The following is a 26,759-nucleotide window of genomic DNA, read 5'->3' as shown; positions in this document are numbered from 1 at the left end:
GGCCTACAGTGGCGTCCACAGGCGGCCGGGATCTCCACAGGACCGGTCGCGATCCGAGAACTGTCGGTGGCTCGTCCTAGCGTCGGTCCCGACCCGCTTCCCGCGAACCGAAGGTGACGACCATGGCGACTCTCGACCGCGACAAGGCCCTCGACATGGCCCTCGCCCAGATCGACAAGCAGTTCGGCAAGGGCTCGGTCATGCGACTGGGCGACAGCCCCGAGGTGGCCATGAAGGTCATCCCGACCGGCTCGATCGCCCTCGACATCGCGCTGGGCATCGGTGGCCTGCCGCGCGGCCGCGTCGTCGAGGTCTACGGCCCGGAGTCCTCCGGTAAGACGACGGTGGCCCTGCACGCAGTGGCCAACGCCCAGGCCGCCGGCGGCATCGCGGCCTTCATCGACGCCGAGCACGCGCTCGACCCCGAGTACGCCCGCGCGATCGGCGTGGACACCGACGCCCTGCTGGTCAGCCAGCCCGACACCGGTGAGCAGGCGCTCGAGATCGCCGACATGCTGATCCGCTCGGGCGCGCTGGACATCCTCGTCATCGACTCTGTCGCCGCTCTGGTGCCCCGCGCCGAGATCGAGGGCGAGATGGGTGACAGCCACGTGGGTCTGCAGGCCCGGCTGATGAGCCAGGCGCTCCGCAAGATCACCGGTGCCCTGAGCAACTCCGGGACGACGGCGATCTTCATCAACCAGCTGCGCGAGAAGGTGGGTGTCGTCTACGGCTCGCCCGAGGTGACCACCGGTGGTCGCGCGCTGAAGTTCTACTCGTCGGTCCGTCTCGACGTCCGCCGTATCGAGACCCTGAAGCAGGGCACCGACGCGGTCGGCAGCCGCACGCGCGTCAAGGTCGTCAAGAACAAGGTGGCCGCACCCTTCAAGCAGGCGGAGCTCGACATCCTCTGGGGTCAGGGCTTCAGTCGCGAGGGTGGCCTCATCGACGTGGGCGTCGAGCAGGGTTTCGTCAAGAAGTCCGGTGCTTGGTACACCTACGAGGGCGACCAGCTGGGGCAGGGCAAGGAGAACTCCCGCAACTTCCTGAAGGACAACCCCGACCTCGCCGACGAGCTCGAGAAGAAGATCAAGGAGAAGCTGGGCATCGGACCGACGCTCGACGCGCCGGTGGCCGACCCGGTCGACTTCTGAGTCGCCGGGTGACCGAGCGATCCGGTGCTCGCCGCCGCGGCCCCAACAACTCCTGGGGTACGCGGCGACGGGCGACCCCGGCGGGTGGCAGCAGTGCTGCTGCGGGCGCGGATGGAGAGTCGACTGCCCCGATGAAGGACCCGGAGGCCGTCGCCCGCGACCTCTGCCTCCGTGCGCTGACCGGCTCCCCGAAGACACGGCAGCAGCTCGCCGACCTGCTGGATCAGCGAGAGGTTCCGGAGGACGCCGCGGAAGCAGTGCTGGACCGCCTCGCCGAGGTGGGCCTCATCGACGACGAGGCCTTCGCCGAGGCGTGGGTGAGTTCCCGGCAGGCCGGTAGAGGGCTGGCCCGCCGGGCGTTGAAGGCAGAGTTGCGCGCCAAGGGTGTGGACGACGAGGTCGCCGCCACCGCGGTGCTGGCGGTCGACGACGACGACGAGCGGGAGACCGCCCGCCGGCTCGTGGAGCGCAAGCTGCCGAGCATGCTCCGGCTGGACCGTGCCACGGCCACCCGGCGCCTCATGGGGATGCTGGCGCGCAAGGGATACAGCGGTGGCCTGGCCGCCGGGGTCATCCGCGAGGCGTTCGACAACGCCGGTGCCGCGGACGACGCCGTCGCCGGGTTCGACGAACTCGACGAGGACGCCCTGCTGCCCTGACCCACAGGGACACCCGACCCGGCGGCGGGCCGGCTCACGGGCGGGGCATGGAAGGCTGCCTGCGTGAGCCGGTCCGATCGCCCCACTGCTGTGCGCCGGGTGGGCCGCATGCTCCGTCGAGGAGTCCAGCAACTGGCCTTCGCAGCAGCCGTCGCCCGCGAACTCCTCCGGGGATCGCGGGACGACGAGCACGGGCTCGTCGTGGAGTCCGACGGTCCGGACGCTTGGGCGGGCTGACCGGCCCAGAGCGGTCCGGTCCGCGTGGCCGGCGGCGTTACGTGGGGTCGGGGTCGTTCGGGCCCTGGCGCGGTCCGGCGCTGCCGCCGACCTCGCTGACCCCGGCGTAGGGCTCGTGGCGCTTGCCGGCGTGCGCCTCGTCCTGCAGCCGCTCGACCAGGTGCGGGTAGTGCGCCTCGAACGCGGGGCGCTCCGAGCGGATCCGCGGGATCTCGACGAAGTTGTGCCGCGGGGGAGGCGAGGACGTCGCCCACTCCAGGGAGTTCCCGGCCCCCCACGGGTCGTCGCGCAGCGCGAGCTTTCCGTACTTCCACGACCGGACCACGTTGTAGAGGAACGGGATGATCGAGGCACCCAGCACGAAGCTGAAGATCGTCGAGACCATGTTCAGCGTCGTGAACGCGTCGGTGGGCAGGTAGTCCACGTAGCGGCGCGGCATGCCCTCGTTGCCCAGCCAGTGCTGGACGAGGAACGTGCCGTGGAAGCCGATGAACGTCAGCCAGAACTGCAGCTTGCCCAGCCGCTCGTCCATCATCCGGCCGCACATCTTCGGGAACCAGAAGGCGATGCCGGCGTTGGCGGCGAACACCACGGTGCCGAAGACGACGTAGTGGAAGTGGGCCACGACGAAGTAGGAGTCGTGGACGTGCCAGTCCAACGGCGGGCTGGCCAGCAGCACGCCGGTGAGACCACCGAGCAGGAAGGTGACCAAGAAGCCGATCGACCAGAGCATCGGCGTCTCGAAGGTCAGCTGACCCCGCCACATGGTGCCGATCCAGTTGAAGAACTTCAGCCCGGTCGGCACGGCGATCAGGTAGGTCAGGAAGGCGAAGAACGGCAGCAGCACCGCGCCGGTGGCGAACATGTGGTGCGCCCACACGGCCAGGGACAGGAAGCCGATGGCCAGGGTCGCGCCGACCATGCCCTTGTAGCCGAACAGCGGCTTGCGGGCGAAGACCGGGATGATCTCGGTGACGATGCCGAAGAACGGCAGCGCGATGATGTAGACCTCGGGGTGGCCGAAGAACCAGAACAGGTGCTGCCACAGCATCGGCCCGCCGTTCTCGGCCGAGTAGATCAGCGAGCCCAGGTTCCGGTCGGCCAGCAGACCGAACAGCGCGGCGGTCAGGATCGGGAAGGCCAGCAGGATCAGGATGCTGGTCACCAGGGCGTTCCAGGTGAAGATCGGCATCCGGAACATCGTCATGCCCGGCGCGCGCAGGCAGACGATCGTGGCGATGAAGTTGACCGCACCCAGGATCGTGCCCAGGCCGCTGACCGCCAGGCCGCTGATCCAGAGGTTCCCGCCCACGCCGGGGCTGTGGACGGGGTTGGAGAGCGGGGTGTAGGCGGTCCAGCCGAAGTCCGGCGCCCCGCCGGGGGTGAACAGGCTGGAGACCACGATCAGCGAACCGAGGAGGAACAGCCAGAACGACAGCGCATTCAAGCGGGGGAAGGCGACGTCCGGCGCGCCGATCTGCAGCGGCAGCACCAGGTTCGCGAACGCGAAGAACAGCGGCGTCGCGAACATCAGCAGCATCAGCGTGCCGTGCATCGTGAACAGCTGGTTGTACTGCTCCGGCGACAGGAACTGCAGCCCCGGACGCCCGAGCTCCGCACGCATGAGCATGGCCATCAGGCCGCCGAGGATGAAGAACGAGAACGACGCGACCAGGTACATCAGGCCGATCGTCTTGTGATCCGTCGTCCGCAGCAGGTTCGACAGCCGCGACCCCTTCACGGGCATCACGGCGGGGCTGGGCCGGCTGACGATCGGCCGCGGGGCGATCATGGTCATGCGGGCGCCCCCGGCCGGAGGCGGGCCGACAGCCCGGCGACGAAGCGGCAGCAACGGGACATGGACGGCCCCCGGTCCTCGACGGTCACGTGCGTCGCCCGGTGTCTGCAGGCGACTCCGCCATCGTGGACCATCCCCGCGCTGGACGAAAGCCGACGCCGGGCGGGGCCGGCGTCGGCGCCCTGGTCAGGTCGCGGCGTACCGGGCGGTGAGGTCGACCGCCGTGCCGCTGGAGGTGTCGGGGTCGGGCACCAGCCATGCGTCGTCCTGCTCGCGGCCCAGGGTCAGCCACCGGACGATGTCGGCGTCGAAGGTCGGCTCGGCCAGGGCCGGACCGCCGGCGGCCCCGAGGAAGGTCAGGTCCCGCTCGCTCCCGTCGTGCTGGCGGAGCACCACGCGGCAGCGCGCCCGGCGGTGCCGGGCCGGGGGCACGACCTCCCGGACGACGGCGAACTCCGCACCGGCGGCGGCCGCGAACTCGGTCGCCGCACGGCGGAGCCGGGCCACGAAGCGCTGGGCCGGGTCCAGGTGCGCGTCGGGCTGGACGAGCGCCAGGGCCAGGGCGCTGGCGCTGGCGACCGTCTCGATCGACATGGTCGTGTCGATGGCGGTGCGCGGAACGGGGGGAAGGCTGCGGCGCCGACCGGCGTGGATGGTCTCCATGGTGGCGATCAGTCTCGCCACGCCGCCACGGCCCGTCCGGGGGCGCGCCGACCGTGGGACGACTGAGACAGGCGAGGTGGGACCCCTCCGTCAGGCCCTGCTGGACAGCGCGACGTCGCCGGCCGGCCCGGCGGCCTCCTGCCTGCGCGCCACGACGGTACGGACCACGTGCACGAGCGTGGCACCCGCGACGAGCACGAGGACGCCGGCCACGACGTCGAGCAGGTAGTGGTTGCCCGACCCCAGGACGACGAAGAAGGTGCTCAGTGGATAGCCCACCCCCAGGAGCCGCACCCACGCACGGCGCGCGAAGAGGAGCAGCACCAGGCCGCACCAGGCGGCCCAAGCGCAGTGCAGCGAGGGCATGGCCGCGAACTGGTTGGAGATCGCGTCCGAGCCCGGGGTGCCCGACTCCGGCCACCAGCCCCACGCCGAGGTCTGGCTCATGACGTCGACGAAGCCTTCGTCGAGCAGCAGGCGGGGAGGCGCGGTCGGGAGCCAGTAGAAGCCGATCAGCGCCAGCGCGGTGGTCGTCATGAGGACGCCGCTGATCCTCCGGTACCAGGCCGGCCGCCGGACGAACAGCCAGACGAGCACCGCCGGGGTCACCAGGAAGTGCAGCGTGGCGTAGTGCAGCGCGACCGCGCCGGCGACGACGTCGGTGCGATGCACCCACTCGTTGAGCCAGCGCTCGCTCGCCAGTCCCCAGGAGTCCTCCAGTGCGAGGATCTCCCGGCCGTTGCGGTACGCGCGGCCGGCGACGTCCCCGACGCTGTTGCGCACCAGTGAGTAGATCCCGTACAGGACGCCGAGTACCGCGACCTCGACCCACCACCGGGGACGGGGCGGGGCGGGAGAGGCTGGAACGGCCACCGGGCTCGCCGGCGGAGCTGGCTCGCGGACGAGCTGCTCCAGGAGCACGCCGGAGGGCGAAGCGGTCACGATCCCTGTCCCTCTCGTCGGGGAGCCTGCCCTGTAGTCATCGGACGGGTGCGGGGCGAGCTTGACCCGGGCGGCCGGCCCGCCGCCCCCGACGCGCGGGGAGCGCACACCGCCGGCGTCCTCGCTGGGGTCAGGCGCCGCCCCCCACGGGGACGTTCGGGCCGGCGTCGGTGACCTCGGCCGCGCTGGACGAGGCCCGCCCCTGGCGTGCCTCGATGTAGGTCGCCAGCCGGCTCAGGGCGTAGTTGATGGCGATGTAGAGCAGACCGATGATGAAGAACGTCTGGATCGGGTTGTCGAGGTTGCGCTGGATGACCTTGCCCTGGCTGAGCAGCTCGTCGAAGTTTGCGATGAACGTGACCAGGGAGGTGTCCTTGAGCACCACGACCAGCTGGCTGATGATCGCCGGCAGCATGGTGCGGAAGGCCTGCGGCAGGAGCACGATCCGCATCGTCTGGCCGCGGGTCAGGCCGGTGGCCAGAGCCGCCTCCCGCTGACCGCTCGGCAGGGAGGCGATGCCCGCGCGCACGATCTCGGCGAAGACCACCATGTTGTAGGCGGTCAGCCCGATGATCAGGCCCCAGAACACCTGCCCGCCCGGAAGTCCGCGGAGGTCGACACCGACGGTCGGCAGGACCCGGACGCCGAAGTAGACCAGGATGACCACCGGCAGGCCGCGGAAGAGCTCCACCAGCGCGATCAGCGGGATCCGGCCCACGCGGCCCAGGGACAGCCGGGCCACGGCGATCAGCGTGCCCAGCACGATGGACAGGACCATCGCCACGGCCGCGGCCTTCAGCGTGTTCTCGATGCCCTCGCGCACCAGGCGCCAGACGGAGTCGAACGACTCGTTGGACGGGTCGATCCACGGTCCCCACAGCTCCATGGAGAACTGGTCCCGGTCGGCGAGCCGCTTGAGGACCAGTCCCACCAGGCCGGCCAGGACGAGGACGGCGATCACCGTCCCGATCAGGGTCCGGCGACGCGACTTGGGGCCCTGGGCGTCGTAGAGGACGCTCTCCTGCCGGCTCATCGGGCGATCGCCACCTTCCGCTCGATGACCTGCAGGATCGCCCCGGCCGGTAGCGTGATGAGCAGGAAGCCGACGGCGACGCCGACGAAGATGGGCAGCGTCTCCAGGCCGCGGGCGCTGGTCAGGGTCTGGCCGACGCTCCACAGGTCGCTGCCCACGCCGAACGCGCCGACGACGGCGGAGTTCTTGAACATGGCGATGATGACGCTGCCCAGCGGCGGTACCACGGTGCGCAGCGCCTGCGGGAGGACGACGAAGCGCAGCGTCTCGGAGAACTTCAGCCCGATCGACCGGGCCGCCTCGGCCTGCCCGGTGGGCACCGAGTTGATGCCCGAGCGGATGGCCTCGCAGACGAACGCGGAGGTGTAGAGGACCAGCCCGAGGACGCCGAAGAAGTAGTAGGTGCGGTTGAGCCCGACCTCGGGCAGCCCGAACGCGCAGGCGAAGAGCACCACGGTCAGCGGGGTGTTGCGGAAGGTCGTCACCCAGAACGAGCCGAACCCGCGCAGCGGCGGGACGGGGGAGACGCGGCAGGCAGCGATGACGGTGCCCAGCAGCAGCGAGCCGACCGTCGCCACCGCGATGATGCTCAAGGACGTCACGAATCCCTCGGCGAACATGTCGAGGTTGTCCAAGACGGGGTCCACGCGCGCTCCCTCCTCCCGGCTGGTGTCGTGCAGAGGTCCGCGGCCGGCCGGGTCGACCGGCCGGCCGCGGACCGCTGGTCAGGTCAGGCGCACTCGTCGAACTCGGGCAGCTCGGGGGTCTGGGTGCCCTCGATCTGGCCGGCGGTCGACTCCCAGGCCTCGAGGTAGGCCTCCTCGTTGTCGCGCAGCGTCTCGTGGATGAACTCGCAGAACTCGACGTCACCCTTGGGGATGCCGATGCCGTACGGCTCCTCGGTGAACTGCTCGCCGACGAGCTTGAACTCGCCGTCGGACTCGGAGACGAAGCCGAGCAGGATCACATTGTCGGTCGTGACGGCGTCGACCTGGCCGTTGCTCAGGGCGTCGGCGCACTGCTCGTAGCCCTCGAAGAGCACCAGCTGGTCAGGGCTGGCCAGGTAGGGGCGGATCTGCTCCGACGGGGTCGATCCGGTGACCGAGCAGATCTTGGCGTCCGGGTTGTCCATGAGCGAGTCCGGGCCCGTGATGTCCTCGTCGTCCGAGGCGACCATGATCTGCTGACCGGCCTGGTAGTACGGCCCGGCGAAGGAGATCCGCTCCTTGCGCGCGTCGTTGATCGTGTACGTCGCGACGACCATGTCGACCTCGCCGCGCTCGATGACCTCCTCGCGGACGGCCGAGGGGGTGAACTCCCACTCGATGTCCTCGGGCGCGATACCGAGGGCGCCGGCGATGATCTTGGCGACCTCGACGTCGAAGCCCTCGATCTCGCCCTCGAGGTTCTCCAGACCGAAGCCGGGCTGGTCGAACTTGGTGCCGATCGTGATCGTGCCGCGCTCGGCGATCTCGGCCATCGTCGTGCCGGCCTCGAACTCGGGAGCTTCGGCGACGCTCGGCTCAGCGGCGGAGTCGGAGTCGCCACCGCAGGCGGCGGCGGTCAGGGCGATGACAGACAGGGTGGCTACCAGGGCGGTGCGGCGGAGTTGCATGGGGTCGGTCCTCTCGCTGGTTGGCTGGTGCGGTCAGTGGGTGAGGATCTTGGAGAGGAAGTCCTTGGCCCGGTCGGACCGAGGCGCGGTGAAGAAGGTCTCCGGGTCCGCCTCCTCGACGATCCGGCCGCCGTCCATGAACACCACGCGGTTGGCCGCCCGGCGGGCGAAGCCCATCTCGTGGGTGACGACGACCATCGTCATGCCGTCCTTGGCGAGGCCGACCATGACGTCGAGGACCTCGTTGATCATCTCGGGGTCCAGTGCCGAGGTCGGCTCGTCGAAGAGCATCACCTTCGGCTCCATCGCCAGGGCCCGGGCGATGGCCACGCGCTGCTGCTGCCCGCCGGAGAGCTGGGCCGGGTACTTGTCGGCCTGCGCGGTGACGCCGACCCGCTCCAGCAGCTCGCGGGCGCGCTTCTCGGCGTCGGCCTTCGACAGCTTCCGGACCTTGATGGGCCCGAGCGTGACGTTCTCGAGGATCGTCTTGTGCGCGAACAGGTTGAAGCTCTGGAACACCATGCCGACGTCGCTGCGCAGCTTCGCCAGCTCCTTGCCCTCCTCGGGCAGGCGCTGGCCGTCGATGGTGATCTCACCCTTCTCGATGCCCTCGAGCCGGTTGATCGTGCGGCACAGCGTCGACTTGCCGGAACCGGAGGGGCCGATGACCACGACGACCTCGCCGCGGTCGATCGACAGGTCGATGTCCTGCAGGACGTGGAGTTCGCCGAACCACTTGTTGACGCCGGACAGGCGGACGAGAGGCTCTCCGTTGGGACGGCTGGTCACCCTGGGGACCCTAAGCGCCATCGGGCACCGGAGGTCACCGACGCGTGATCACGAAGGCGTAACGAAGGCGTCCGTTCCCCCGACCGGGGCACCGGCGATCGGCGGTGGGCCGGTGGCGGGGGCGCCGTACCCTCGCTGCTGTCATGGAGAGCGCAGTGGAGAGCCCCGAGCGCACCTACCGGGTGCGCACCTACGGGTGCCAGATGAACGTGCACGACTCCGAGCGGCTGTCCGGCCTGCTCGAGGAGGCCGGCTACGCGCCCGCCGCCGAGGGCGCCGATGCCGACGTCGTCGTCCTCAACACCTGTGCCGTCCGCGAGAACGCGGACAACCGCCTCTACGGCAACCTCGGCCACCTGCGGCCGGTCAAGGACGCCCGGCCCGGGATGCAGATCGCCGTCGGAGGCTGCCTGGCGCAGAAGGACCGCGGCGAGATCGTTCGCCGCGCCCCGTGGGTGGACGTCGTCTTCGGTACCCACAACGTGGGCTCCCTGCCGGCGCTGCTCGACCGTGCGCGGCACAACGCCGAGGCGCAGGTCGAGATCGTCGAGTCGCTCGAGGTCTTCCCGTCGACGCTGCCGGCGAAGCGCGACTCCGCCTACTCCGGCTGGGTCTCGATCAGCGTGGGCTGCAACAACACCTGCACGTTCTGCATCGTCCCGGCGCTGCGCGGCAAGGAGAAGGACCGCCGTCCGGGCGAGATCCTCGCCGAGGTGCAGGCGCTGGTGGACCAGGGCGTGCTCGAGGTGACCCTGCTGGGCCAGAACGTCAACGCCTACGGCGTCGAGTTCCGCGAACGGGGCGCGTTCGCCGACCTGCTCCGCTCGGCCGGCCGGATCGACGGCCTGGAGCGGATCCGGTTCACCAGCCCGCACCCGCGCGAGTTCACCGACGACGTCATCGACGCCATGGCCGAGACCCCGGCCGTCTGCCACCAGCTGCACATGCCGCTGCAGAGCGGGTCCGACGACGTGCTGCGCCGGATGCGCCGCGGTTACCGGCAGGAGCGCTACCTCGGGATCATCGACCGGGTCCGCGCGGCCATGCCCGACGCGGCCATCACCACCGACATCATCGTGGGCTTCCCCGGCGAGACCGAGGCCGACTTCGAGCAGACCCTCGAGGTCGTGCGACAGGCCCGCTTCGCCAGCGCCTTCACCTTCCAGTACTCCAAGCGCCCGGGGACGCCGGCGGCCGAGATGGACGAGCAGCTGCCCAAGGAGGTCGTCCAGGAGCGCTACCTGCGGCTGACCGCGCTGCAGGAGGAGATCAGCTGGGCGGAGAACCGCGCCCAGCTGGGTCGCCGGGTCGAGCTGCTGGTCGCCGCGGGGGAGGGCAGCAAGGACGCAACCACCGGCCGGCTGTCCGGCCGCGCGCGCGACGGCCGGTTGGTGCACTTCACGGGCGCCGACGGCGTCCGGCCCGGCGACGTCGTCGGGACGGTCGTGACCGACGCCAAGCCGCACTTCCTCGTCGCCGACGGCGTGCTCCTGTCGCACCGCCGCACCCGGGCGGGCGACGCCAGCGAGACCGGCACCCGCCCGACCACGCCGGGCGTCTCGCTGGGGATGCCGCGCATCGGCGTCCCCGAACCGCTGCCGGCCGTCACCTCCGGCTGCTGACCGTCGGAGATCAGCGGCGGGACGCGCTCTTCTCGGCCTCGGCCAGCCATTCGCGGCGGGTGGCCAGGTTGGCCTGGGCCTCGTCGATCCGCTTCTGGTCGCCGGCGGCCTCGGCCTTGGCGAGCTGCTCCTCGGCCTTGGTGACGGCGGCGCGCATGGAGGTGACCATCGGGTTCTCCGGTGCGGTACGGACACGACCGGCGTCGGCGGCGCCGCGCACCTTCTGCTCGACGGCCTGCATGCGGTCCTCGAGCTGGCGCATCGCACCGCGCGGCACGTGCCCGATGGCGTCGTAGCGCTCCTGGATCTTGCGCAGCGCGTTCTGCGCTCCGCGGAGGTCCTTGGACGGGTCGAGCTTCTCCGCCTCGGCGAGCAGCTCCTCCTTGAGCTTCTGGTTCGCCTGCTCCTCGCCGGTGCGGGCCTTGTCCGACTCGGTGCGGGCGGAGAAGAAGACGTCCTGGGCGGCGCGGAACTGCTTCCACAGGTCGTCGTCGCCGTCCCGGCCGGTGCGGGGCACGGCCTTCCAGCGGTCCATGAGCGCGCGCATCGCCGCGCTGGTCGGCCCCCACTCGGTGGAGGTCGACAGCCGCTGCGCCTCCTTGATCAGCTCCTGCTTGGCCGCGCGGGCCTCGCCCCGCTGGGCGTCGAGCTGGGCGAAGTGCGCGCCGCGGCGACGGCCGAAGGCGTCCCGCGCGGCGGCGAAGCGGGTCCACAGCGCCTCGTCGGTCTTGCGGTCGATCCCGCGGATGGTCTTCCACTCCTCGACGATGGCCTTGAGCCGGTCACCGGCGGCCTTCCACGAGGTGGACTCCTCGGCGATCTTCTCCGCCTCGGCGGCCAGAGCCTCCTTGCGAGCGATTTGGGCGGCGCGCGCGGCGGCCTTCTCCGCGCGGGACTCGGCGGCCGCGGAGTCGGCCGTGCCGACCATGGCCCGGGCGCGGGCGGCGAGCCCCTCGAGGTCGCCGACGGCTGCGGCCGACGGGATCGACTCGGCGAGTGCCTGCGCCTTGTTCTTGATCTCGGCCGGGTTGCCGGTGTGCGCCTTCAGCCGCGCTTCGAGCAGCGAGACCTCGGTGGCGAGGTCGTCGTACCGGCGGGCGTAGTGCGCCAGCCCGGCCACGGGCTCGCCGGCCTGCCAGGAACCGACCACGCGCTCGCCGTCCGCCGTCCGGACGTAGACGGTGCCGTCCTCGTCGACGCGCCCCCACAGCGAGGGGTCGCTGACCGGGGACTCGGCCGCGGGAGCGAGCGCCGCGGGCGTGGGGACGGGAACGGCGGGGCCTAGTACCGGGGACGCCGGTGCCGCGGTGCCGGGAGCCGGGGGAGTCGCCTCGTCCGGGCCCGTCGCCGGGGCGGGGGAGGCCTCCTCGGCAGTCGCCGCGTCAGCGGTCTCCTCGACGGCGTCCGCAGGGGGGACGGCCGCCTGCGGAGCCGCCTCCTCGAGCGTCTCCGCGACCGGGAGGGCGACCTCGGGTGCTGCCGCCTCGCCGGCGGTGGGCGCTTCGGGCGTGCCCGCCCCCGGCGTCACCGCCGCCGAGGGCTGCTCCACCTCCGGCTGCGCCACGTCGGGGGTCTCCACAACCGGTGGAGTGGCCTGCTGCGCCCCGCTGACGGGGTTGTCCGTGCTCGACACTCCGGCAGTGTCCCACGTCCCATCGGGAACACTGAGGGCGTGAGTGCCGATGCGGGGGGACCGTCCGAACGGGGGAACGCCAGGAGCGTGACCGTCGCCTTCTGCCCGGCCGCGCCGCTGCTGCTGCCCGCGGTCGAGATCAGCGCCGTCCCGGAGACGGCCGATCTGCGCCGGGCGTGCGCCGCGGCCGTCGAGGCGATGCTGGCCGCGGGCCCCGGAACCGTCGTCGTCGTGGGCCCGGAGGCTCCCGCCGGAGCGAGGTACGGGGCCGGGGACGTCGCGTCCCTGCGCGGCTTCGGCCTGGACGTCGACGTGCCCTTCGCCGGGCCGCCGGCGGCGGGCGGCTCCACCGCCCCGCCCGTGTTCGCCGTGGGCGCCTGGCTGCTGGACGAGGCCGGCTTCTCCGGGGCGCGGGTGGGCGTGGGCCCGGACGAGCTCGCTCGGGTGCTGGCCGGGATCGCCGGCCCCGTCGGGGTGCTCGCGCTGGGCGACGGCTCCGCCCGGCGAGGCGTGAAGGCGCCCGGGTACCTGGACGAGGCGGCCGCGCCGTTCGACGCCGGCGTCGCCGAGTCCCTCGCCGCGGGCGACGCCGCAGCACTCGCCGCGCTCGACCCCACGGCGGGGGAGCGGCTGCTCGCCGCCGGCGTGCCCGTGTGGCGGGCGGTCGGCGCCGCGCTGACCGGCCGGGCGGTCGCCGGGCGCCTGCATGCCGACGTCGCACCGTTCGGCGTCGGCTACCTGGTCGCCGACTGGACGACGGGGTGAGCGCGCTCCCACCGGTCGTCGCGGTGGTCGGGCCGACCGCGACGGGGAAGACGGCCCTGGCCGTGGCGCTCGCCCACCGGCTGGGAGGCGAGGTGGTCAACGCCGACTCGATGCAGCTCTACCGCGGGATGGACATCGGTACCGCCAAGCCCGACGAGGCCGAGCGCGACGGCGTGCCGCACCACCTGCTCGACCTGTGGCACGTCCGCGAGCCGGCGTCGGTGGCCGAGTACCGGCGCCGTGCGCGCGCGGAGATCGACCGGCTGCGGGCAGCCGGCGTCGTCCCGCTGCTGGTCGGCGGCTCCGGGCTCTACGTGCGCGCCGTCCTCGACGAGCTCGACTTCCCGGGCACCGATGCCGCCGTGCGTGCTCGCCTGGAGGCCGAGCTGGCCGAGGTCGGGCCGGCGGCGCTGCATGCCCGGCTGGCGGAGGTCGATCCCGCGGCGGCCGCGGCCGTGCTGCCCAGCAACGGACGGCGGATCGTGCGCGCCCTCGAGGTCGTCGAGCTGACCGGCGGGCCGTTCCGCGCCACGCTGCCGGAGCCCGCGCCGCACTATCCGGCGGTCGTGCTCGGCCTGGACCGCGAGCCCGCGGAGCTGGACGCCCGGGTCGCCGCCCGGGTCGAGCGCATGTGGGCCGCCGGCTTCGTCGCGGAGGTGGAGGCGCTGGCCGCCGACGGCCTCCGGGAGGGGCCGACGGCGTCCCGCGCGCTGGGCTACGCGCAGGTGCTGGCGCAGTTCGACGGGGCGCTGACCCCGGAGGAGGCGCGTGAGCGGACCGTCAGCAGCACGCGGCGCTTCGTCCGCCGGCAACGCTCCTGGTTCCGCCGCGACGCGCACACCACCTGGCTCGACGCCGCCGCTCCCGGCCTGGTCGACGACGCCGCCGCCGTGATCACCGACCGTACGATCGGGCCGTGACCGCCACCCCCCGCGTGCTGACCGGGCACGGCACCGAGAACGACTTCGTCGTGCTGCCCGACCCCGACGGGTCGGTGTGGCCGGGCGACCGCCTGGACGCCGCCATGGTGCGCCGGCTGTGCGACCGCCGCGGCGGGCTCGGTGGCGACGGCGTGCTGCGGTTGGTGCGCAGCGAGCACGTGCCCGACGCCGCCGCCGTCCTGGGCGCCGACCTGCAGGCCTGCGAGTGGTTCATGGACCACCGCAACGCCGACGGTTCCTTCGCGGAGATGTGCGGCAACGGCATCCGGCTGTTCCTCCACGCGCTGGTCGCCGAGGGGCTGCTCGACCGGTCCGCGTGTGCCGACGGAGTCCTGGTCGGCACCCGCGGCGGTCCGCGGCGGGTGGGCGCGGCGGCCGACGGCGGCTACTGGGTCGACATGGGGCCGGCCCGCGAGTTCGGTCGGGGGACGGCGCAGCTCGACGGCCGCACGTTCGACGGGCTCGCCGTCTCGATGGGCAACCCCCACCTGGCCGCGCTGACCGACGTGGACGTGGACACCCTCGACCTGACCGCTGCGCCCAGCTTCGACGAGGAGCTGTTCCCCGACGGGGTCAACGTCGAACTGGTCAACGTCCTCGAGCCGGGGGAGCACGTGCGGCTGCGGGTGTTCGAGCGGGGCGTGGGGGAGACCCGCTCCTGCGGGACGGGTGCCTGCGCCGCGGCCTACGCCGCGCTCGCGGTCGAGGGGCGTCGGGAGGGAACCGTGATCGTCGACGTGCCCGGAGGTCGCCTGTCGGTGCAGGTCGGCCCCCGGACCACGGTGCTCACCGGACCGGCGGTGCTCGTGTCGGCCGGATCGCTGTGCCGGGAGTGGCTCGGCGACTGACGCCTCAGCGGCGGTCGTCGTCGGGCGGCGTCGGGACCATCGCGTCGTCGTCGTCGGTGGCCGGAGGGGTGGGTGGCGCCCCGCGGCCGCTGTCCTGGTCGGCGCCCCCGCCCATCGGGTTGCGCGGCGGGCCACCGATGCCCACCGGGTCCCGGCCGGGGTCCTCCAGCTCACTGTTCGAGCCGAGACTGCTGGATCCGCTGCCACTCATGTCCGACCTCCTCGCTGGGTTGCGTCGCCAAGGCCCTACCCGGCTCCGGGCCGGTCACCCACGGCCGCCGGCGGGAACGTCGGCCGCGCCGCGCGCCGGGTGGTCGTCGGGTACCGCGCCGCCGTCCCAGGCGTCCGGCAGTTCACGCATCCCGATCAGCGGGCTCGTCACGACCCAGGCCGCGGCCAGTGCCTGGCCGGCCGCGGCGATCCAGAGCGTGGGCACCACCCCGATCCAGGTGCCCAGCACACCGCCCAGCAGTCCACCCAGCGGCATGGTGCCGAAGACGAGGAAGCGGACGGAGGCGTTCATCCGGCCGAGCAGCTCGGGTGGGCACAGGCGCTGGCGGAAGCTGACCTGCACGACGTTGTAGGCGACGACCGCCCAGCTGTAGCCGAACATGCCGACGACGAGCAGCAGTTCGGCCGGTCCCACCGCCGCCAGCGGGGTGAGTGCGGCGAACGGCAACAGCAGGAGCGCCGAGAGGGGGATGGCGCGTCCCTCGCCCACCAGCCGGGCGAACCGGGCCGCCGTCACCGCGCCGACGAGGCCGCCCGCGGCGCCGGCGGACAGCACCAGCCCGAGGGTGCTCTCCGGGATGCCGAGGGTGCGCAGGGCGAAGAGCACCAGCAGTGCCGTGGACATGGAGTGGAAGAGGTTGGCGGTGCCGGTGCAGGCGACGATCCGGCGCAGCAGTGGGTGCCGGAGGACGAAGGACAGCCCCTCGGCGATCTCCGTGCGCAGCCGGCGCCGGGTCGACCGGTCGGGCACCACGTCCACGTGCCGGATGCGGGCGATGAAGAACGCCGAGAGCAGGAAGGTCAGCGCGTTGGCGGCGATCAGCAGCGGGGGTCCAAGGAAGCGCAGCAGGACGCCGGTGAGGCCGGGGCCGGCGACCTGCGCGACCGCGCGACTGGCCTCGAGCTTCCCGTTGCCGTCGACGATCTGGTCGCGGGCGACCAGCGTGGGCAGATAGCTCTGGTAGGCGACGTCGAAGAACACGGTGGCGGTGCCGGTGACCGCGGCGACCACGAACAGCTGTGGCAGGGCGAGCGCGTCGAGCAGGTGGGCGACCGGCAACGAGGCCAGCGCCGCGGCTCGGACCAGGTCGTTGACCATGAGCACCCGCTTGCGCCGCCAGCGGTCCACCCACGCGCCGGCAGGCAGCCCGATGACGAGGAAGGCGGCCGTCTCCAGCGCGACGAGCACGCCCATCTCCAGCGGCGTCGCATCGAGGACGCCGACCGCCAGCACCGGCAGGGCGAGCAGGGTGATCTGGGTGCCCACCTGGCTGACCGTCTCCGCGGCCCAGAGCTGCCGGAAGTCGTGGTGGCGCCACAGGCCGGCGGTAGTGGTCACGGGGGTAGCGTCGGCCCACTGATTGGGAAATGTCAATCACTCGCGCCGTGTCGCCTAGCCTGAGCCCATGACGGAGGAGGCCGGGCCGCGCATCCAGGGCGAGAAGCGCAGGGCCACCGACGCCGAGGCCCGAGCGCTGGCCTCCGCGGTACGGCTGCGGATCCTGCGGTTGTGCTACTCCGAGCCGCTCACGAACAAGGAGCTGGCGCAGCGACTCGGTCGCAACCCGGCCACCGTGCTGCACCACGTGCGCACCCTCGTCGACACCGGCTTCCTGGAGGCGCAGCCGGCGCGGCGGGGCACTCGCGGCTCGCGGGAGGTGCCCTACCTCGCCACCGGCAAGAGCTGGTTGATGGACATCGACGACCGGACCCCGCCGGCGCGCGACCCGATGCTGGCCGCGTTCCTGGAGGAGGTCGCCGCGGTGGGGGAGCGTCGGTTGTCGAGCTCCCGGCTGGGTCTGAGGCTGGCGCCGGACGACCTGGCGGAGTTCCGCGCCCGGCTGCACGGCCTGCTCGACGAGTTCGCCCGCCGCCCGGTGGATCCGCGGGCCGAACGCTGGTCCCTCTACCTCGGGATGCATCCGGAGGCCTGAGGCGTTGCACCCAGCGATGACAACTCGCATGACGGTCGCCAAAGACCGTGCCACTCTGGAGCCGATGACGACCGCCCCCGAACGCCTGCCGCTCGACGACGAGAGCCGCTCCGCGCCCACCGCGCGCCGCGACGAGACCGACGACACCACCGGTTCCTACGCCCTCGAGGCCCGTGGCGCGCTGCGCCGCGTCGCTGGGCTGTCGACCGAGCTGGCCGACGTCACCGAGGTCGAGTACCGGCAGCTGCGCCTCGAGCGTGTGGTGCTGGTCGGCGTCTGGACCGAGGGGACCCAGGCCGACGCCGACCGCTCGCTCGCCGAGCTGGCCGCCCTGGCCGAGACCGCCGGTTCGCAGGTGCTGGAGGCCGTGAGCCAGCGCCGCGACAAGCCCGACGCGGCCACCTACGTCGGCTCCGGCAAGGCCGCCGAGATCCGCGACATCGTGGCCGCCACCGGCGCCGACACGGTGATCTGCGACGGCGAGCTGACCCCGGGCCAGCTCAACCAGCTGGAGAAGGTGCTCAAGGTCAAGGTGGTCGACCGGACCGCGCTGATCCTCGACATCTTCGCCCAGCACGCCACCAGCCGGGAGGGCAAGGCCCAGGTCGAGCTGGCGCAGATGCAGTACATGCTGCCGCGGCTGCGCGGCTGGGGTGAGTCGATGTCCCGGCAGGCCGGTGGCCGGGTCGCCGGCGGTGGCGGCATCGGTACCCGAGGCCCGGGTGAGACGAAGATCGAGACCGACCGGCGGCGGATCCGGTCGCGGGTCAGCAAGCTGCGCCGCGAGATCGCCGGCATGGCGACCGCCCGGGCCACGCAGCGGAGCAGCCGCGACCGCAACGCGACCCCCAGCGTCGCGATCGCCGGCTACACCAACGCCGGCAAGTCCAGCCTGCTCAACCGGCTGACCGGCGCCGGGGTACTGGTGGAGAACGCCCTGTTCGCGACCCTCGACCCCACGGTGCGCCGCGCCGAGGGCCCGGACGGCCGCGAGTACACCCTCACCGACACCGTCGGGTTCGTCCGGCATCTGCCGCACCAGCTCGTCGACGCCTTCCGGTCGACGCTCGAGGAGGTCGCGGCGGCCGACCTGCTGCTGCACGTCGTCGACGGCTCCGACCCCGACCCGCTGGGCCAGATCAACGCGGTCCACGTCGTGCTCCAGGACATCGACGCGTCCGCGGTGCCCGAGGTCATCGTCGTCAACAAGGTCGACGCCATGGACGAGGAGGCGATCCTCACCCTCCGCCAGGCGCTACCCGGCGCGGTGTGGGTCTCGGCGCGCACCGGTGCCGGCATGGACACGCTGCGCGAGCTGATCGCCGCGCGGCTGCCGCACCCGGAGGTCGACGTCGACGTCCTGGTGCCCTACGACCGCGGCGACCTGGTCGCCCGCGTGCACCGGGACGGCGAGGTGCTGGCGGAGGCGCACGAGGCCGGGGGGACCCGCCTGACCGCGAAGGTGGACGGCGCCCTGGCGGCGGCGCTGGAGGAGTTCGCCGACTCGGTCGGCTGACCCTTCCGTGCGACGGTCGGCTCGTCCAGGTCACGACGAGGTCACGGGCCGGTACGGTGAGCGGGTGACCAGCGGCACGGTGTGCGAGGCCGGCGTGCCCGAGCGCTCCCGCGCGGTCTCGATCGGCCGCCCGCCGTGGTGGGCGCCGCTCCTGGCCCTGCTCGTGGGGGGCCTGATCACCGCCGACCTGCTCGCCGGTGGTGTCCTGGAGCGGCTGGACTTCTGGGTCTCCGATGCCGTACGGGGCTGGGGCCTGCGCGATTCGGCCGCCTATCCGGTCTTCTGGGCGGTCACCCAGCTCGGCGGCCGGGGCGCGATCCTCATCGTGCTGTCCGTCCTGGTCGGCTACCTGGCCTGGCGGCACCGCACGGCGGTTCCGCTGCTGCGCGTGCTGCTCGCGCTGGGCACGCTGACCATCGGTGTCTACGCGGTCAAGTTCGGAACCGGCCGGACCGCGCCCGGACACCCCGACGAGCTCTTCTTCCACGTCGACGGCGCCTCGTTCCCCTCGGGCCACGTGGCCAACGCCGTCATCATGTGGGGCGTCGCCCGGTGGCTGGCCGTCGAGTACGGACTGCCCGCCAGGGTGCAGCGCGCATTCTGGTGGCTCAGCGTCGCGGGACCGATCGCCACCGGCGTCTCCATGGTCTCGCTGGACTTCCACTGGGTCACCGACGCCGTCGTGGGAGCCGCGGTCGGCATCGTGCTGCTGGGCGTGGTTCACGCGCTGGACGCCCTCGTTCTGTCACGCTGGTTCGGTGCCCGAGCAGGCCGGCAGCCCGCCTAGCGGCTCCTCGGGCCGGCGTCCCTTCCCGGCCGCACGACTCGGGGCGGTACTGCTGCTTGGGTGCGCTCTGCCGCTCGTCGCGCTCCCAGCGGCCTCGGCCGAGGAGTCCGGAGCACCGGCCGCCGAGTCGTCCGTGCGCTGCCAGATCACCGATCCCTCCCTCCCGGAGATCTCGGGGCTGGTCGACCTCGGCGAGCGCATGGTGGTCATGAACGACGGCGGGGAGCAGTTGAGCCTCTCGGTTCTGGACTCCGCCTGCCGGGTCGTCGAGACGCGCACCGCGGCCGTCGATCCCTACGACCCCGAGGATCTCGCGCTCGGCGCCGACGGCACGTTCTGGCTGGCCGACATCGGCGACAACACCGCAGTCCGCTCGACTGTCGCGCTCCTGGCGCTCCGTGCGGACGGCACCGCGGCCGTGCACCGGCTCACGTATCCCGACGGGGCGCACGACGCGGAGGCGCTGCTCCTCGCGCCCGACGGCACGCCGTACGTGGTGACCAAGGAGGTCCTGGGTTCCAGCGGCGTGTACCGGCCCACGGCCCCGCTGTCGACGACCGCGGTCGTACCGATGGAACGGGTGGCGACGGTCAACATGACCCTGACCGGCACCCCGGGCGGCCCGGTCGGCCGGGCCGGTCAGCTGCTCGTCACCGGGGGAGCGGTCGCGCCGGACGGGCACGCGCTGGCGCTGCGCACCTACACCGACGCCTACGTGTGGCCGCTCAGCGGTTCCGACGTCGTCGGGGCGCTCGCCGGCACGCCGGTACGGATACCCCTGCCCGAGTCGCCGCAGGGCGAGGCGATCAGCTTCACCGCCGACAGCCAGCAGCTCCTGATCGCGAGCGAGGGCGTGCCGAGTGACGTCGTCGCGGTGTCGGTGCCGTCGTCCTCGCCGCCGGCCGCGACCGCGGAAGCTGACGAGGGCGGACCACTGCCGAGCATGGCCGACCTCACCGACTCGGCCACCTCGACGACGGTCACCACTGTCCTCACCGCCGCTGCAGTGGCGACCGTCGCGGTCTGGATCGGCAGCAGGTTGCGCCGCCGCCCCTAGGTCCGGGTCAGACCCGGCGCAGGACCGAGACCACGCGGCCGAGGACCGTGGCGTCGTCGCCCGGGATCGGCTCGTACGCGGGGTTGTGCGGCAGCAGCCAGACGTGCCCGTCGCGGCGCTTGTAGGTCTTCACCGTCGCCTCGCCGTCGATCATGGCGGCCACGATCTCGCCGTTCTCCGCGTTCGGCTGCTGGCGCACGACCACCCAGTCGCCGTCGCAGATCGCCGCCTCGATCATCGAGTCGCCCACGACCTTGAGCATGAAGAGGGTGCCCTCGCCGACGAGCTCGCGCGGGAGGGGGAACACGTCCTCCACCGCCTGCTCGGCCAGCACCGGCCCGCCGGCCGCGATCCGGCCGACCAGCGGGACGTAGGTCGGAGCGGCGGCCGGCTCATCGGTGCCCGTCAGGGGTTCGCCGACCGGAGTGCCCGGGCGGGAGGTCTCGCCCGGGAGACGGACGTCGAGGGCTCGCGGACGGTTCGGGTCGCGCCGCAGCCAGCCCTTCTTCTGCAGCACGGAGAGCTGGTGGGCCACCGAGGAGGCGGAGGAGAGGCCCACCGCCTCGCCGATCTCGCGCACGGAGGGGGGATAGCCGCGACGGTCGATGGAATCGCGGATGACCTCGAGGACCCGGCGCTGGCGCTGGGTGAGGCCGTCGCCGTCCGCCCCGCGGTCGGGGAACGAGCGCACCGTCGCCGCGCCGCTCTCCGTGCCCGGCTCCGTCGTCGCGCCCCGCGCGCGCCGGCTCCCCGGCGTACCGCTCTTCTCCGCCACGTCTCCTCCTCGCCGACCGCAGCTACGGCCGTGCTGGTTGCGTCGGGAGAACCGTAGCGCCGATCGAGCCCGCTTTCAAACAGGTGTTCGAAGAAAGTGCCCGTGTCGGGTCGCTTCTGTCGGACCGGTCCGGTAGACATCGCACAGACGTTCGATTCGAACAGGAGTTCGAACGAACCGGTGGTGCAGGAGCGGTCGGGAGGAGCAGTCGTGGGAAGCGTGGCACGGGCCGTGGTGGAGTTCGACGAGTCGGTACTGGCGCCGTGGCGGCCGCCGCTCGCGGCGGGCGCAGCCGTCCGGCGGGTGCCCCTGCGTGCGGTGCCGGACCCGGCACCGCGGCACCCCGCAGGACCGCGCCCGGTCCCCGGTCGGCCGGGGGTGGCGCGCCCCGATCTCCGTCGGCCGGCACCGGCGGGTCCGGTTCGTCCGGCAGATCGTGGTCGGGTCCCGGCGCCTGCGCTCCGGCTGACCCGACGGGCACGGCGTCTGGGCCTGGTGCTCGGCCTGGCGGTCGGTGTGGCCCTGGGGTCCTGGGTGGGGTCGGCGGTGGCCGGGGACGGACAGCAGTTGCGCCTGGTGGGGGAGAGCAGCGTGGTGGTGCGGCCGGGGGACTCGCTCTGGTCGATCGCCACGTCCGTGGCCGGCGAGGAGGACGTGCGTCCGGTGATCGACGAGATCCGAGAGCTCAACGGTCTGGCCGACGCCACCGTGGTCCCCGGTCAGGTACTGCTGCTGCCGTGACGGTGACGCCGCATACGCAGCGGACGGGTCGGCGACAGGGCAACACCTCTCCAACCTGCCCCGCCGACTTCGTCAACCCTCAGCGCGGCTACGTCACGGACCGTGGTGGCACGAACGCCTACGGTCGTCATGTGTCAGGCGCCATGGAAAGTCGTGCAGCGGTGTTCACCAGTTCCCCCCAGGCCGTCGAGGTCTACCAGGCGGGCGCGTGGTGGTCCGGTGAGCTGCTGGGCTGGCGTCACGACGCTTCCGGTGCCTGCGAGGTGTGGGTGCGCGTGGTCGTGGGCGGCGTCGAGGAGTCGGCATGGACCGATCTCGCCGACCTCCGGCTGCCGGAGCGTCACCTCGCCGTGGCGCCCCGGCTGGGTGCTGCCGACTCCCGGGTGCAGCAGGAGCTCCCGACCGGTCAGGCGGTCGCAGTCCTCCGCGGCACGAGCCGCTCCGGAGACGCCTCGCAGACCGCCGCGCTGCCGATGATCCGCGACATGGCGCCGGCTGCTGGGCGAGCGAGCGGTTCCGTGCGCTCCGGCGGCCGTCGCCGCGCCCCCGAGGACGGCGACATCCAGCTCGTCTCCGCGGCCACGGTGCCTGTTCCGGCCGGCCGGCACCGCGCCCCCGACGACGAGGGGCGGCACCGCGCCGCCGACACCGGTGTCGTGGGCCGGGCCGATGAGTTCCGCCTCGCGTCCGTCGACACCCAGGCGGTTCCCGAGCCGCGCCGCCCGGTCCGCCCGGCCGGCGGTGGATGGTCGGCACCGTCGGCACCGTCGGCGCGTCCGTCGCGGGCGGAGGAGTCGATCGGCCGGTCCGAGGTCTGCGGAGGCCGCGGCGATGCCGAGCCGGACCTGCTGACCCGGCCGATGCGGCTGAGCGACCACGTCCCGCACGCGCGCCGTCCGCGGCTGGACGGCTCCCTCTCCGGCGTCTGACACGGGTACGCGGCCCAGGGAGCGGCCGTGCGTCGACGAGCTGTCCCCGGGCCCTTCGTGGACTCCGTCGTCGTTCGTGTCGCTCGCCGGCAGCGGGTCCACGGGTCATGCACGCCACTCCGGCGGACCGCCGCCGGTCCGGACGGGCCTCGCCCGGGCGCTGTCCGGAGGGACTTCCGGAGCCGTCCGGCACCCGTCCGGCGCGTCGCGCGGGCGTGTCGTGTGGCTCGTGGGACGGGCTGTTCCTGCAGGTGACAGGCGTGCCGGAACGGAACACGCCAGAGGTCGGATCGCTTGCACATCTAGTGGGGACAGGCTTAGGGTCCCACTAGATCTAGTAGTTACAGAGCTGTAAGCCCGTCCACAGGTCCGTCCTCAGGTTCTCCCCCGGACATCCACCGGATGTCCCCAGGAGGCTCCACAGGACGGTTCCGGGCGGGGAGCAGCCGAGGGAGGTGAACCGCGGTGCGTTGCCCGTTCTGCCACAACCCCGACAGTCGGGTGATCGACTCGCGGGAGGCCGACGAGGGGGCAACCACCCGACGTCGCCGTTCGTGTCCCCAATGCAGTCGGCGGTTCACCACCGTCGAGGAGGCGGTCCTCGCCGTCGTCAAGCGCAGCGGTGTCAGCGAGCCGTTCAACCGGTCGAAGGTGGTCGCCGGCGTCCGCCGGGCCTGCCAGGGCCGGCCGGTCGACGAGGACCAGCTGCAACTGCTGGCCCAGCAGGTCGAGGACACCATCCGGGCCACCGGGGCGGCGGAGGTGCCCAGCAACGAGGTCGGGCTCGCGATCCTGCGCCCGCTGCGCGAGCTGGACGAGGTCGCCTACCTGCGCTTCGCCAGCGTCTACCGGGCCTTCACCTCGGTGGCCGACTTCGAGAAGGAGATCGCCGAACTGAAGGCCCGCACGGCCGTGGGGTCCGTCCTCGAGGTCGCGCCCTCCGGCGGCCGCTCCGGCCGCTGAGAACTGTCAGACCCGAGCGCTAGACAACAGTCCGAGCACCTCGATCGCGGCTCTTCCCCAGCCACCGATCCACCCACCGCGCGGCTCCACGGCGCGCATCGAGCACCACACCGCGAGCACACACGACCAGGGAGAGCTCCACACCATGACCGAGACCGACGACCGCTTGGCCGGCACCCGTGCACGGCGCAACGGCAAGGCGCCCAGCCGCAAGGGTCTGAAGATCAAGCGCGTCTTCACCACCGCCGGTGTGCACCCCTACGACGAGGTGACCTGGGAGCGCCGCGACGTCGTCATGACCAACTGGCGCGACGGCTCGATCAACTTCGAGCAGCGCGGTGTCGAGTTCCCCGCCGAGTGGAGCATCAACGCCACGAACATCGTCACCACGAAGTACTTCCGAGGTGCGGTCGGCACCCCGCAGCGCGAGACCAGCCTCCGCCAGCTCATCGACCGGGTGGTGCTCACCTACGGTGCGGCCGGTCGCGAGCACGGCTACTTCGCCACCGAGGGCGACGCGGAGATCTTCGAGCACGAGCTGACCTGGATGCTCATGCACCAGTACTTCAGCTTCAACTCCCCGGTGTGGTTCAACGTCGGCACGAGTGCGCCGCAGCAGGTCAGCGCCTGCTTCATCCTCGCCGTCGACGACGAGATGGACTCGATCCTGAACTGGTACCGCGAGGAGGGCCTGATCTTCAAGGGCGGCTCGGGTGCCGGCCTCAACCTCTCCCGCATCCGCTCCTCGAAGGAGCTGCTCTCCTCCGGCGGCACCGCCTCCGGCCCGGTCAGCTTCATGCGCGGCGCCGACGCCTCGGCCGGGACCATCAAGTCCGGTGGCGCGACCCGTCGCGCGGCGAAGATGGTCGTCCTCGACATCGACCACCCCGACATCGAGGAGTTCATCGAGACCAAGGCGCGCGAGGAGGACAAGATCCGCGCGCTCCGCGACGCCGGCTACGACATGGACCTCGGCGGCAAGGACATCACCAGCGTCCAGTACCAGAACGCCAACAACTCCGTGCGCGTCTCCGACGAGTTCATGCGCGCCGTGGAGGAGGGCGACGAGTTCGGTCTGCGCGCCCGCATCGACGGCTCGGTCATCGAGACCGTCGATGCCAAGACGCTGTTCCGCAAGGTCACGCAGGCCGCCTGGGAGTGCGCCGACCCGGGCATCCAGTACGACGACACGATCAACGACTGGCACACCAACCCCGAGACGGGCCGGATCAACGCGTCCAACCCCTGCTCGGAGTACATGAGCCTGGACAACAGCTCGTGCAACCTGGCGTCGCTGAACCTCATGAAGTTCCTCAAGGACGACGGCACGTTCGACTCGAAGAACTTCGTGAAGGCCGTCGAGCTGGTCATCACCGCGATGGACATCTCGATCTGCTTCGCCGACTTCCCGACCGAGCCGATCGGCGAGACGACCCGCGCCTACCGCCAGCTCGGCATCGGGTACGCCAACCTGGGTGCCCTGCTCATGGCCACCGGCCACGCGTACGACTCGCGCGGCGGGCAGTCGCTGGCCGCGGCGATCACCTCGCTGATGACCGGCACCGCCTACCGTCGCTCGGCCGAGCTGGCCGGCATCGTGGGTCCCTACGACGGCTTCGCCCGCAACGCCTCGGCGCACGCCCGGGTCATGCGCAAGCACGCCGCCGCCAACGACGCCATCCGCCCGGTCGGTGCCGACGACGCCGACGTGCTCAAGGCCGCCACCCAGCAGTGGCAGGACTGCCTGGAGATCGGTGCCGACAACGGCTGGCGCAACGCGCAGGCCTCGGTGCTGGCCCCCACCGGCACGATCGGCTTCATGATGGACTGCGACACGACCGGCATCGAGCCGGACTTCGCGCTGGTCAAGTTCAAGAAGCTCGTCGGTGGCGGCTCGATGCAGATCGTCAACCAGACGGTGCCGCGAGCGCTGCGCAGCCTGGGCTACCAGGAGGAGCAGATCGAGGCGATCGTCGAGTACATCGCCGAGCACGGTCACGTCGTGAACGCCCCGACCCTGCGGCCGGAGCACTACGAGGTGTTCGACTGCGCGATGGGTGAGCGGGCCATCTCCCCGATGGGCCACGTCCGCATGATGGCCGCGGTCCAGCCGTTCATCTCCGGCGCGATCAGCAAGACGGTCAACATGCCGGAGACGGCGACCATCGAGGACGTCGAGAAGATCTACTTCGAGGGTTGGAAGCTCGGCCTCAAGGCGTTGGCGATCTACCGCGACAACTGCAAGGTCGGCCAGCCGCTGTCCGGTGGCAAGGGCAAGAACGACGGCACCAAGGAGGAGGTCGCGGTCGAGGCCGTAGCCCCCGCCGCGCTGTCGCACCCGGTGCGCAAGCGGCTGCCGAAGAAGCGGACGAGCGTCACCACGTCGTTCAGCGTCGCGGGTGCCGAGGGCTACATGACCGCCGGCATGTACGAGGACGGCAGCCTCGGTGAGGTGTTCCTGAAGCTGGGCAAGCAGGGCTCGACCCTCGCCGGTGTCATGGACGCCTTCTCCATCTCGCTGTCCATCGCGCTGCAGCACGGTGTGCCGCTGGAGACCTACATCCAGAAGTTCACCAACATGCGCTTCGAGCCGGCCGGCATGACCGACGACCCGGACATCCGGATCGCCCAGTCGGTGATGGACTACATCTTCCGTCGCCTGGCGCTGGACCACCTGCCCGTCGACAAGCGGGCCGGCCTCGGCATCTTCACGCTCGACGAGCGGACGGCGCAGGTCTCCGGCTACGGCGGCTCCGCCTCGACCGCCACGGTCACCGAAGAGGAAGAGGTCGACCTGGAGCAGCTGCGCAGCTCCGCGCCGATCGAGACCGCCAAGGTGGAGGAGAAGGTCACCCCGGAGGGCCCGAAGTCGGTCAAGGAGGCGCACTCCTCGGCCGAGCTCCTCGAGCTGGTGACCGGCACTGCCACCGACGCGCCGCTGTGCATGACCTGCGGCACGAAGATGCGCCCGGCCGGCAGCTGCTACGTCTGCGAGGGCTGCGGCTCCACCAGCGGCTGCAGCTGATGGCGAGCTCGGCACTCGGTCACCGGTGAGCTCGGCAGTTCGTCACCGGTGACCGGGTGAACATAGGGGCGGGCGACCACGTGGTCGCCCGCCCCTGCGTCA

25 protein-coding genes are annotated in these 26,759 nt (G+C 72.1%); 14 read left to right on the top strand and 11 right to left on the bottom strand.

The annotated features are described in order from the left end of the window. Positions 1-122: 122 nt before the first annotated feature. Positions 123-1,154: a recombinase RecA gene (gene recA, locus BN344_RS18585; protein ID WP_040339889.1), complete on the top strand. Its 1,032-nt coding sequence runs from the start codon at positions 123-125 to the stop codon at positions 1,152-1,154. A 131-nt stretch (positions 1,155-1,285) separates the two neighbouring features. Next, positions 1,286-1,813 carry a regulatory protein RecX gene (locus BN344_RS18580; protein ID WP_051516114.1) on the top strand — a complete coding sequence of 176 codons (528 nt, stop codon included), beginning with the start codon at positions 1,286-1,288 and terminating at the stop codon, positions 1,811-1,813. Between the two features lie 274 nt (positions 1,814-2,087). Here BN344_RS18580 and ctaD read toward each other — a convergent pair whose 3' ends face one another. From ctaD to BN344_RS18545, 7 genes are all read right to left on the bottom strand, one after another. Continuing rightward, positions 2,088-3,848, bottom strand: a complete 1,761-nt coding sequence (gene ctaD, locus BN344_RS18575) for an aa3-type cytochrome oxidase subunit I (RefSeq protein ID WP_040339887.1) — start codon at positions 3,846-3,848, stop codon at positions 2,088-2,090. 186 nt (positions 3,849-4,034) lie between these two features. Next, a complete protein-coding gene (locus BN344_RS18570; protein WP_231487027.1) occupies positions 4,035-4,532 on the bottom strand; it encodes a hypothetical protein in 498 nt (165 codons plus the stop codon). Between the two features lie 69 nt (positions 4,533-4,601). After that, positions 4,602-5,453: a phosphatase PAP2 family protein gene (locus BN344_RS18565; protein ID WP_197022375.1), complete on the bottom strand. Its 852-nt coding sequence runs from the start codon at positions 5,451-5,453 to the stop codon at positions 4,602-4,604. A 130-nt stretch (positions 5,454-5,583) separates the two neighbouring features. Beyond that, positions 5,584-6,486, bottom strand: a complete 903-nt coding sequence (locus tag BN344_RS18560) for an amino acid ABC transporter permease (protein WP_040339886.1) — start codon at positions 6,484-6,486, stop codon at positions 5,584-5,586. Beyond that, on the bottom strand, positions 6,483-7,133 hold the full coding sequence (locus BN344_RS18555) for an amino acid ABC transporter permease (RefSeq protein WP_155858955.1): 651 nt from the start codon (positions 7,131-7,133) through the stop codon (positions 6,483-6,485). Before BN344_RS18555 ends, BN344_RS18560 begins: the two co-directional genes overlap by 4 nt. Before the next feature lie 83 nt (positions 7,134-7,216). Beyond that, entirely contained in the window at positions 7,217-8,101 is an 885-nt protein-coding gene (locus tag BN344_RS18550) for a glutamate ABC transporter substrate-binding protein (protein ID WP_040339885.1), read from the bottom strand. A 33-nt stretch (positions 8,102-8,134) separates the two neighbouring features. Then, positions 8,135-8,890 (bottom strand): amino acid ABC transporter ATP-binding protein, encoded by a 756-nt coding sequence (locus BN344_RS18545; protein ID WP_462475932.1) that lies wholly within the window; start codon positions 8,888-8,890, stop codon positions 8,135-8,137. Between the two features lie 143 nt (positions 8,891-9,033). Between BN344_RS18545 and miaB the strand changes: the two genes are divergently transcribed. Beyond that, positions 9,034-10,512 (top strand): tRNA (N6-isopentenyl adenosine(37)-C2)-methylthiotransferase MiaB, encoded by a 1,479-nt coding sequence (gene miaB, locus BN344_RS18540; RefSeq protein ID WP_040339883.1) that lies wholly within the window; start codon positions 9,034-9,036, stop codon positions 10,510-10,512. 10 nt (positions 10,513-10,522) lie between these two features. On the opposite strand, the gene BN344_RS21105 is transcribed toward miaB, so the two are convergent. Next, the gene (locus BN344_RS21105; protein ID WP_040339882.1) at positions 10,523-12,145 is read right to left on the bottom strand and encodes a DUF349 domain-containing protein; all 1,623 of its coding nucleotides are present in this window, start codon (positions 12,143-12,145) and stop codon (positions 10,523-10,525) included. 87 nt (positions 12,146-12,232) lie between these two features. On the opposite strand from BN344_RS21105, the gene BN344_RS18530 reads away from it, so the two are divergent. From BN344_RS18530 to dapF, 3 genes are read left to right on the top strand one after another with little or no spacing between them, the layout of a single operon-like run. After that, positions 12,233-12,910, top strand: a complete 678-nt coding sequence (locus BN344_RS18530) for a class III extradiol ring-cleavage dioxygenase family protein (RefSeq protein WP_040339881.1) — start codon at positions 12,233-12,235, stop codon at positions 12,908-12,910. Further along, positions 12,907-13,830: a tRNA (adenosine(37)-N6)-dimethylallyltransferase MiaA gene (miaA, locus tag BN344_RS18525; protein ID WP_040339880.1), complete on the top strand. Its 924-nt coding sequence runs from the start codon at positions 12,907-12,909 to the stop codon at positions 13,828-13,830. The genes BN344_RS18530 and miaA overlap by 4 nt, the downstream gene beginning before the upstream one ends. Next, on the top strand, positions 13,827-14,699 hold the full coding sequence (dapF, locus tag BN344_RS18520; RefSeq protein WP_081788767.1) for a diaminopimelate epimerase: 873 nt from the start codon (positions 13,827-13,829) through the stop codon (positions 14,697-14,699). The genes miaA and dapF overlap by 4 nt, the downstream gene beginning before the upstream one ends. A 4-nt stretch (positions 14,700-14,703) precedes the next feature. On the opposite strand, the gene BN344_RS18515 is transcribed toward dapF, so the two are convergent. Next, on the bottom strand, positions 14,704-14,910 hold the full coding sequence (locus BN344_RS18515) for a hypothetical protein (protein WP_040339879.1): 207 nt from the start codon (positions 14,908-14,910) through the stop codon (positions 14,704-14,706). 54 nt (positions 14,911-14,964) lie between these two features. Continuing rightward, entirely contained in the window at positions 14,965-16,269 is a 1,305-nt protein-coding gene (locus BN344_RS18510; RefSeq protein ID WP_040339878.1) for an MFS transporter, read from the bottom strand. A 67-nt stretch (positions 16,270-16,336) separates the two neighbouring features. Between BN344_RS18510 and BN344_RS18505 the strand changes: the two genes are divergently transcribed. The 4 genes from BN344_RS18505 to BN344_RS18490 all read left to right on the top strand — a co-directional run bounded on the left by BN344_RS18505 (position 16,337) and on the right by BN344_RS18490 (position 20,224). After that, positions 16,337-16,864, top strand: coding sequence for an ArsR/SmtB family transcription factor (locus BN344_RS18505; protein ID WP_051516111.1), 528 nt, complete (start codon positions 16,337-16,339; stop codon positions 16,862-16,864). Between the two features lie 64 nt (positions 16,865-16,928). Then, positions 16,929-18,380: a GTPase HflX gene (gene hflX / locus BN344_RS18500; RefSeq protein WP_081788766.1), complete on the top strand. Its 1,452-nt coding sequence runs from the start codon at positions 16,929-16,931 to the stop codon at positions 18,378-18,380. Between the two features lie 64 nt (positions 18,381-18,444). Next, the gene (locus tag BN344_RS18495) at positions 18,445-19,167 is read left to right on the top strand and encodes a phosphatase PAP2 family protein (RefSeq protein ID WP_231487025.1); all 723 of its coding nucleotides are present in this window, start codon (positions 18,445-18,447) and stop codon (positions 19,165-19,167) included. Positions 19,168-19,300: 133 nt separating this feature from the next. Further along, the gene (locus BN344_RS18490; protein ID WP_231487023.1) at positions 19,301-20,224 is read left to right on the top strand and encodes an SdiA-regulated/phytase-like domain-containing protein; all 924 of its coding nucleotides are present in this window, start codon (positions 19,301-19,303) and stop codon (positions 20,222-20,224) included. Between the two features lie 7 nt (positions 20,225-20,231). On the opposite strand, the gene lexA is transcribed toward BN344_RS18490, so the two are convergent. Beyond that, positions 20,232-20,999, bottom strand: coding sequence for a transcriptional repressor LexA (gene lexA, locus BN344_RS18485; RefSeq protein WP_040339876.1), 768 nt, complete (start codon positions 20,997-20,999; stop codon positions 20,232-20,234). Between the two features lie 495 nt (positions 21,000-21,494). On the opposite strand from lexA, the gene BN344_RS20440 reads away from it, so the two are divergent. The 4 genes from BN344_RS20440 to BN344_RS18465 all read left to right on the top strand — a co-directional run bounded on the left by BN344_RS20440 (position 21,495) and on the right by BN344_RS18465 (position 26,657). Then, on the top strand, positions 21,495-21,740 hold the full coding sequence (locus BN344_RS20440; RefSeq protein WP_040339875.1) for a LysM peptidoglycan-binding domain-containing protein: 246 nt from the start codon (positions 21,495-21,497) through the stop codon (positions 21,738-21,740). Positions 21,741-21,883: 143 nt separating this feature from the next. Next, on the top strand, positions 21,884-22,669 hold the full coding sequence (locus BN344_RS18475; protein ID WP_155858953.1) for a hypothetical protein: 786 nt from the start codon (positions 21,884-21,886) through the stop codon (positions 22,667-22,669). Positions 22,670-23,134: 465 nt separating this feature from the next. Then, positions 23,135-23,632, top strand: coding sequence for a transcriptional regulator NrdR (gene nrdR, locus BN344_RS18470; protein ID WP_051516109.1), 498 nt, complete (start codon positions 23,135-23,137; stop codon positions 23,630-23,632). Positions 23,633-23,777: 145 nt separating this feature from the next. Then, complete coding sequence (locus BN344_RS18465; RefSeq protein WP_040339873.1) at positions 23,778-26,657, top strand: vitamin B12-dependent ribonucleotide reductase; 2,880 nt, start codon at positions 23,778-23,780, stop codon at positions 26,655-26,657. Positions 26,658-26,759 lie beyond the last annotated feature (102 nt).

Origin of the sequence: Candidatus Blastococcus massiliensis AP3, assembly GCF_000582785.1 — a bacterium.
Classification (GTDB): Bacteria; Actinomycetota; Actinomycetes; order Mycobacteriales; family Geodermatophilaceae; genus Blastococcus; species Blastococcus massiliensis.
This window is presented reverse-complemented; position numbering and strand designations above follow the sequence as displayed.

Bases quoted from the DNA above. Each gene is read 5' to 3' on its own strand.
- BN344_RS18515 (WP_040339879.1), bottom strand. From the start codon at position 14,910: ATGAGTGGCAGCGGATCCAGCAGTCTCGGCTCGAACAGTGAGCTGGAG.
- BN344_RS18560 (WP_040339886.1), bottom strand. From the start codon at position 6,486: ATGAGCCGGCAGGAGAGCGTCCTCTACGACGCCCAGGGCCCCAAGTCG.
- BN344_RS18465 (WP_040339873.1), top strand. From the start codon at position 23,778: ATGACCGAGACCGACGACCGCTTGGCCGGCACCCGTGCACGGCGCAAC.
- hflX (WP_081788766.1), top strand. From the start codon at position 16,929: ATGACGACCGCCCCCGAACGCCTGCCGCTCGACGACGAGAGCCGCTCC.
- BN344_RS18505 (WP_051516111.1), top strand. From the start codon at position 16,337: ATGACGGAGGAGGCCGGGCCGCGCATCCAGGGCGAGAAGCGCAGGGCC.
- BN344_RS18475 (WP_155858953.1), top strand. From the start codon at position 21,884: ATGGAAAGTCGTGCAGCGGTGTTCACCAGTTCCCCCCAGGCCGTCGAG.
- BN344_RS18550 (WP_040339885.1), bottom strand. From the start codon at position 8,101: ATGCAACTCCGCCGCACCGCCCTGGTAGCCACCCTGTCTGTCATCGCC.
- BN344_RS18580 (WP_051516114.1), top strand. From the start codon at position 1,286: ATGAAGGACCCGGAGGCCGTCGCCCGCGACCTCTGCCTCCGTGCGCTG.
- miaB (WP_040339883.1), top strand. From the start codon at position 9,034: ATGGAGAGCGCAGTGGAGAGCCCCGAGCGCACCTACCGGGTGCGCACC.
- recA (WP_040339889.1), top strand. From the start codon at position 123: ATGGCGACTCTCGACCGCGACAAGGCCCTCGACATGGCCCTCGCCCAG.
- ctaD (WP_040339887.1), bottom strand. From the start codon at position 3,848: ATGACCATGATCGCCCCGCGGCCGATCGTCAGCCGGCCCAGCCCCGCC.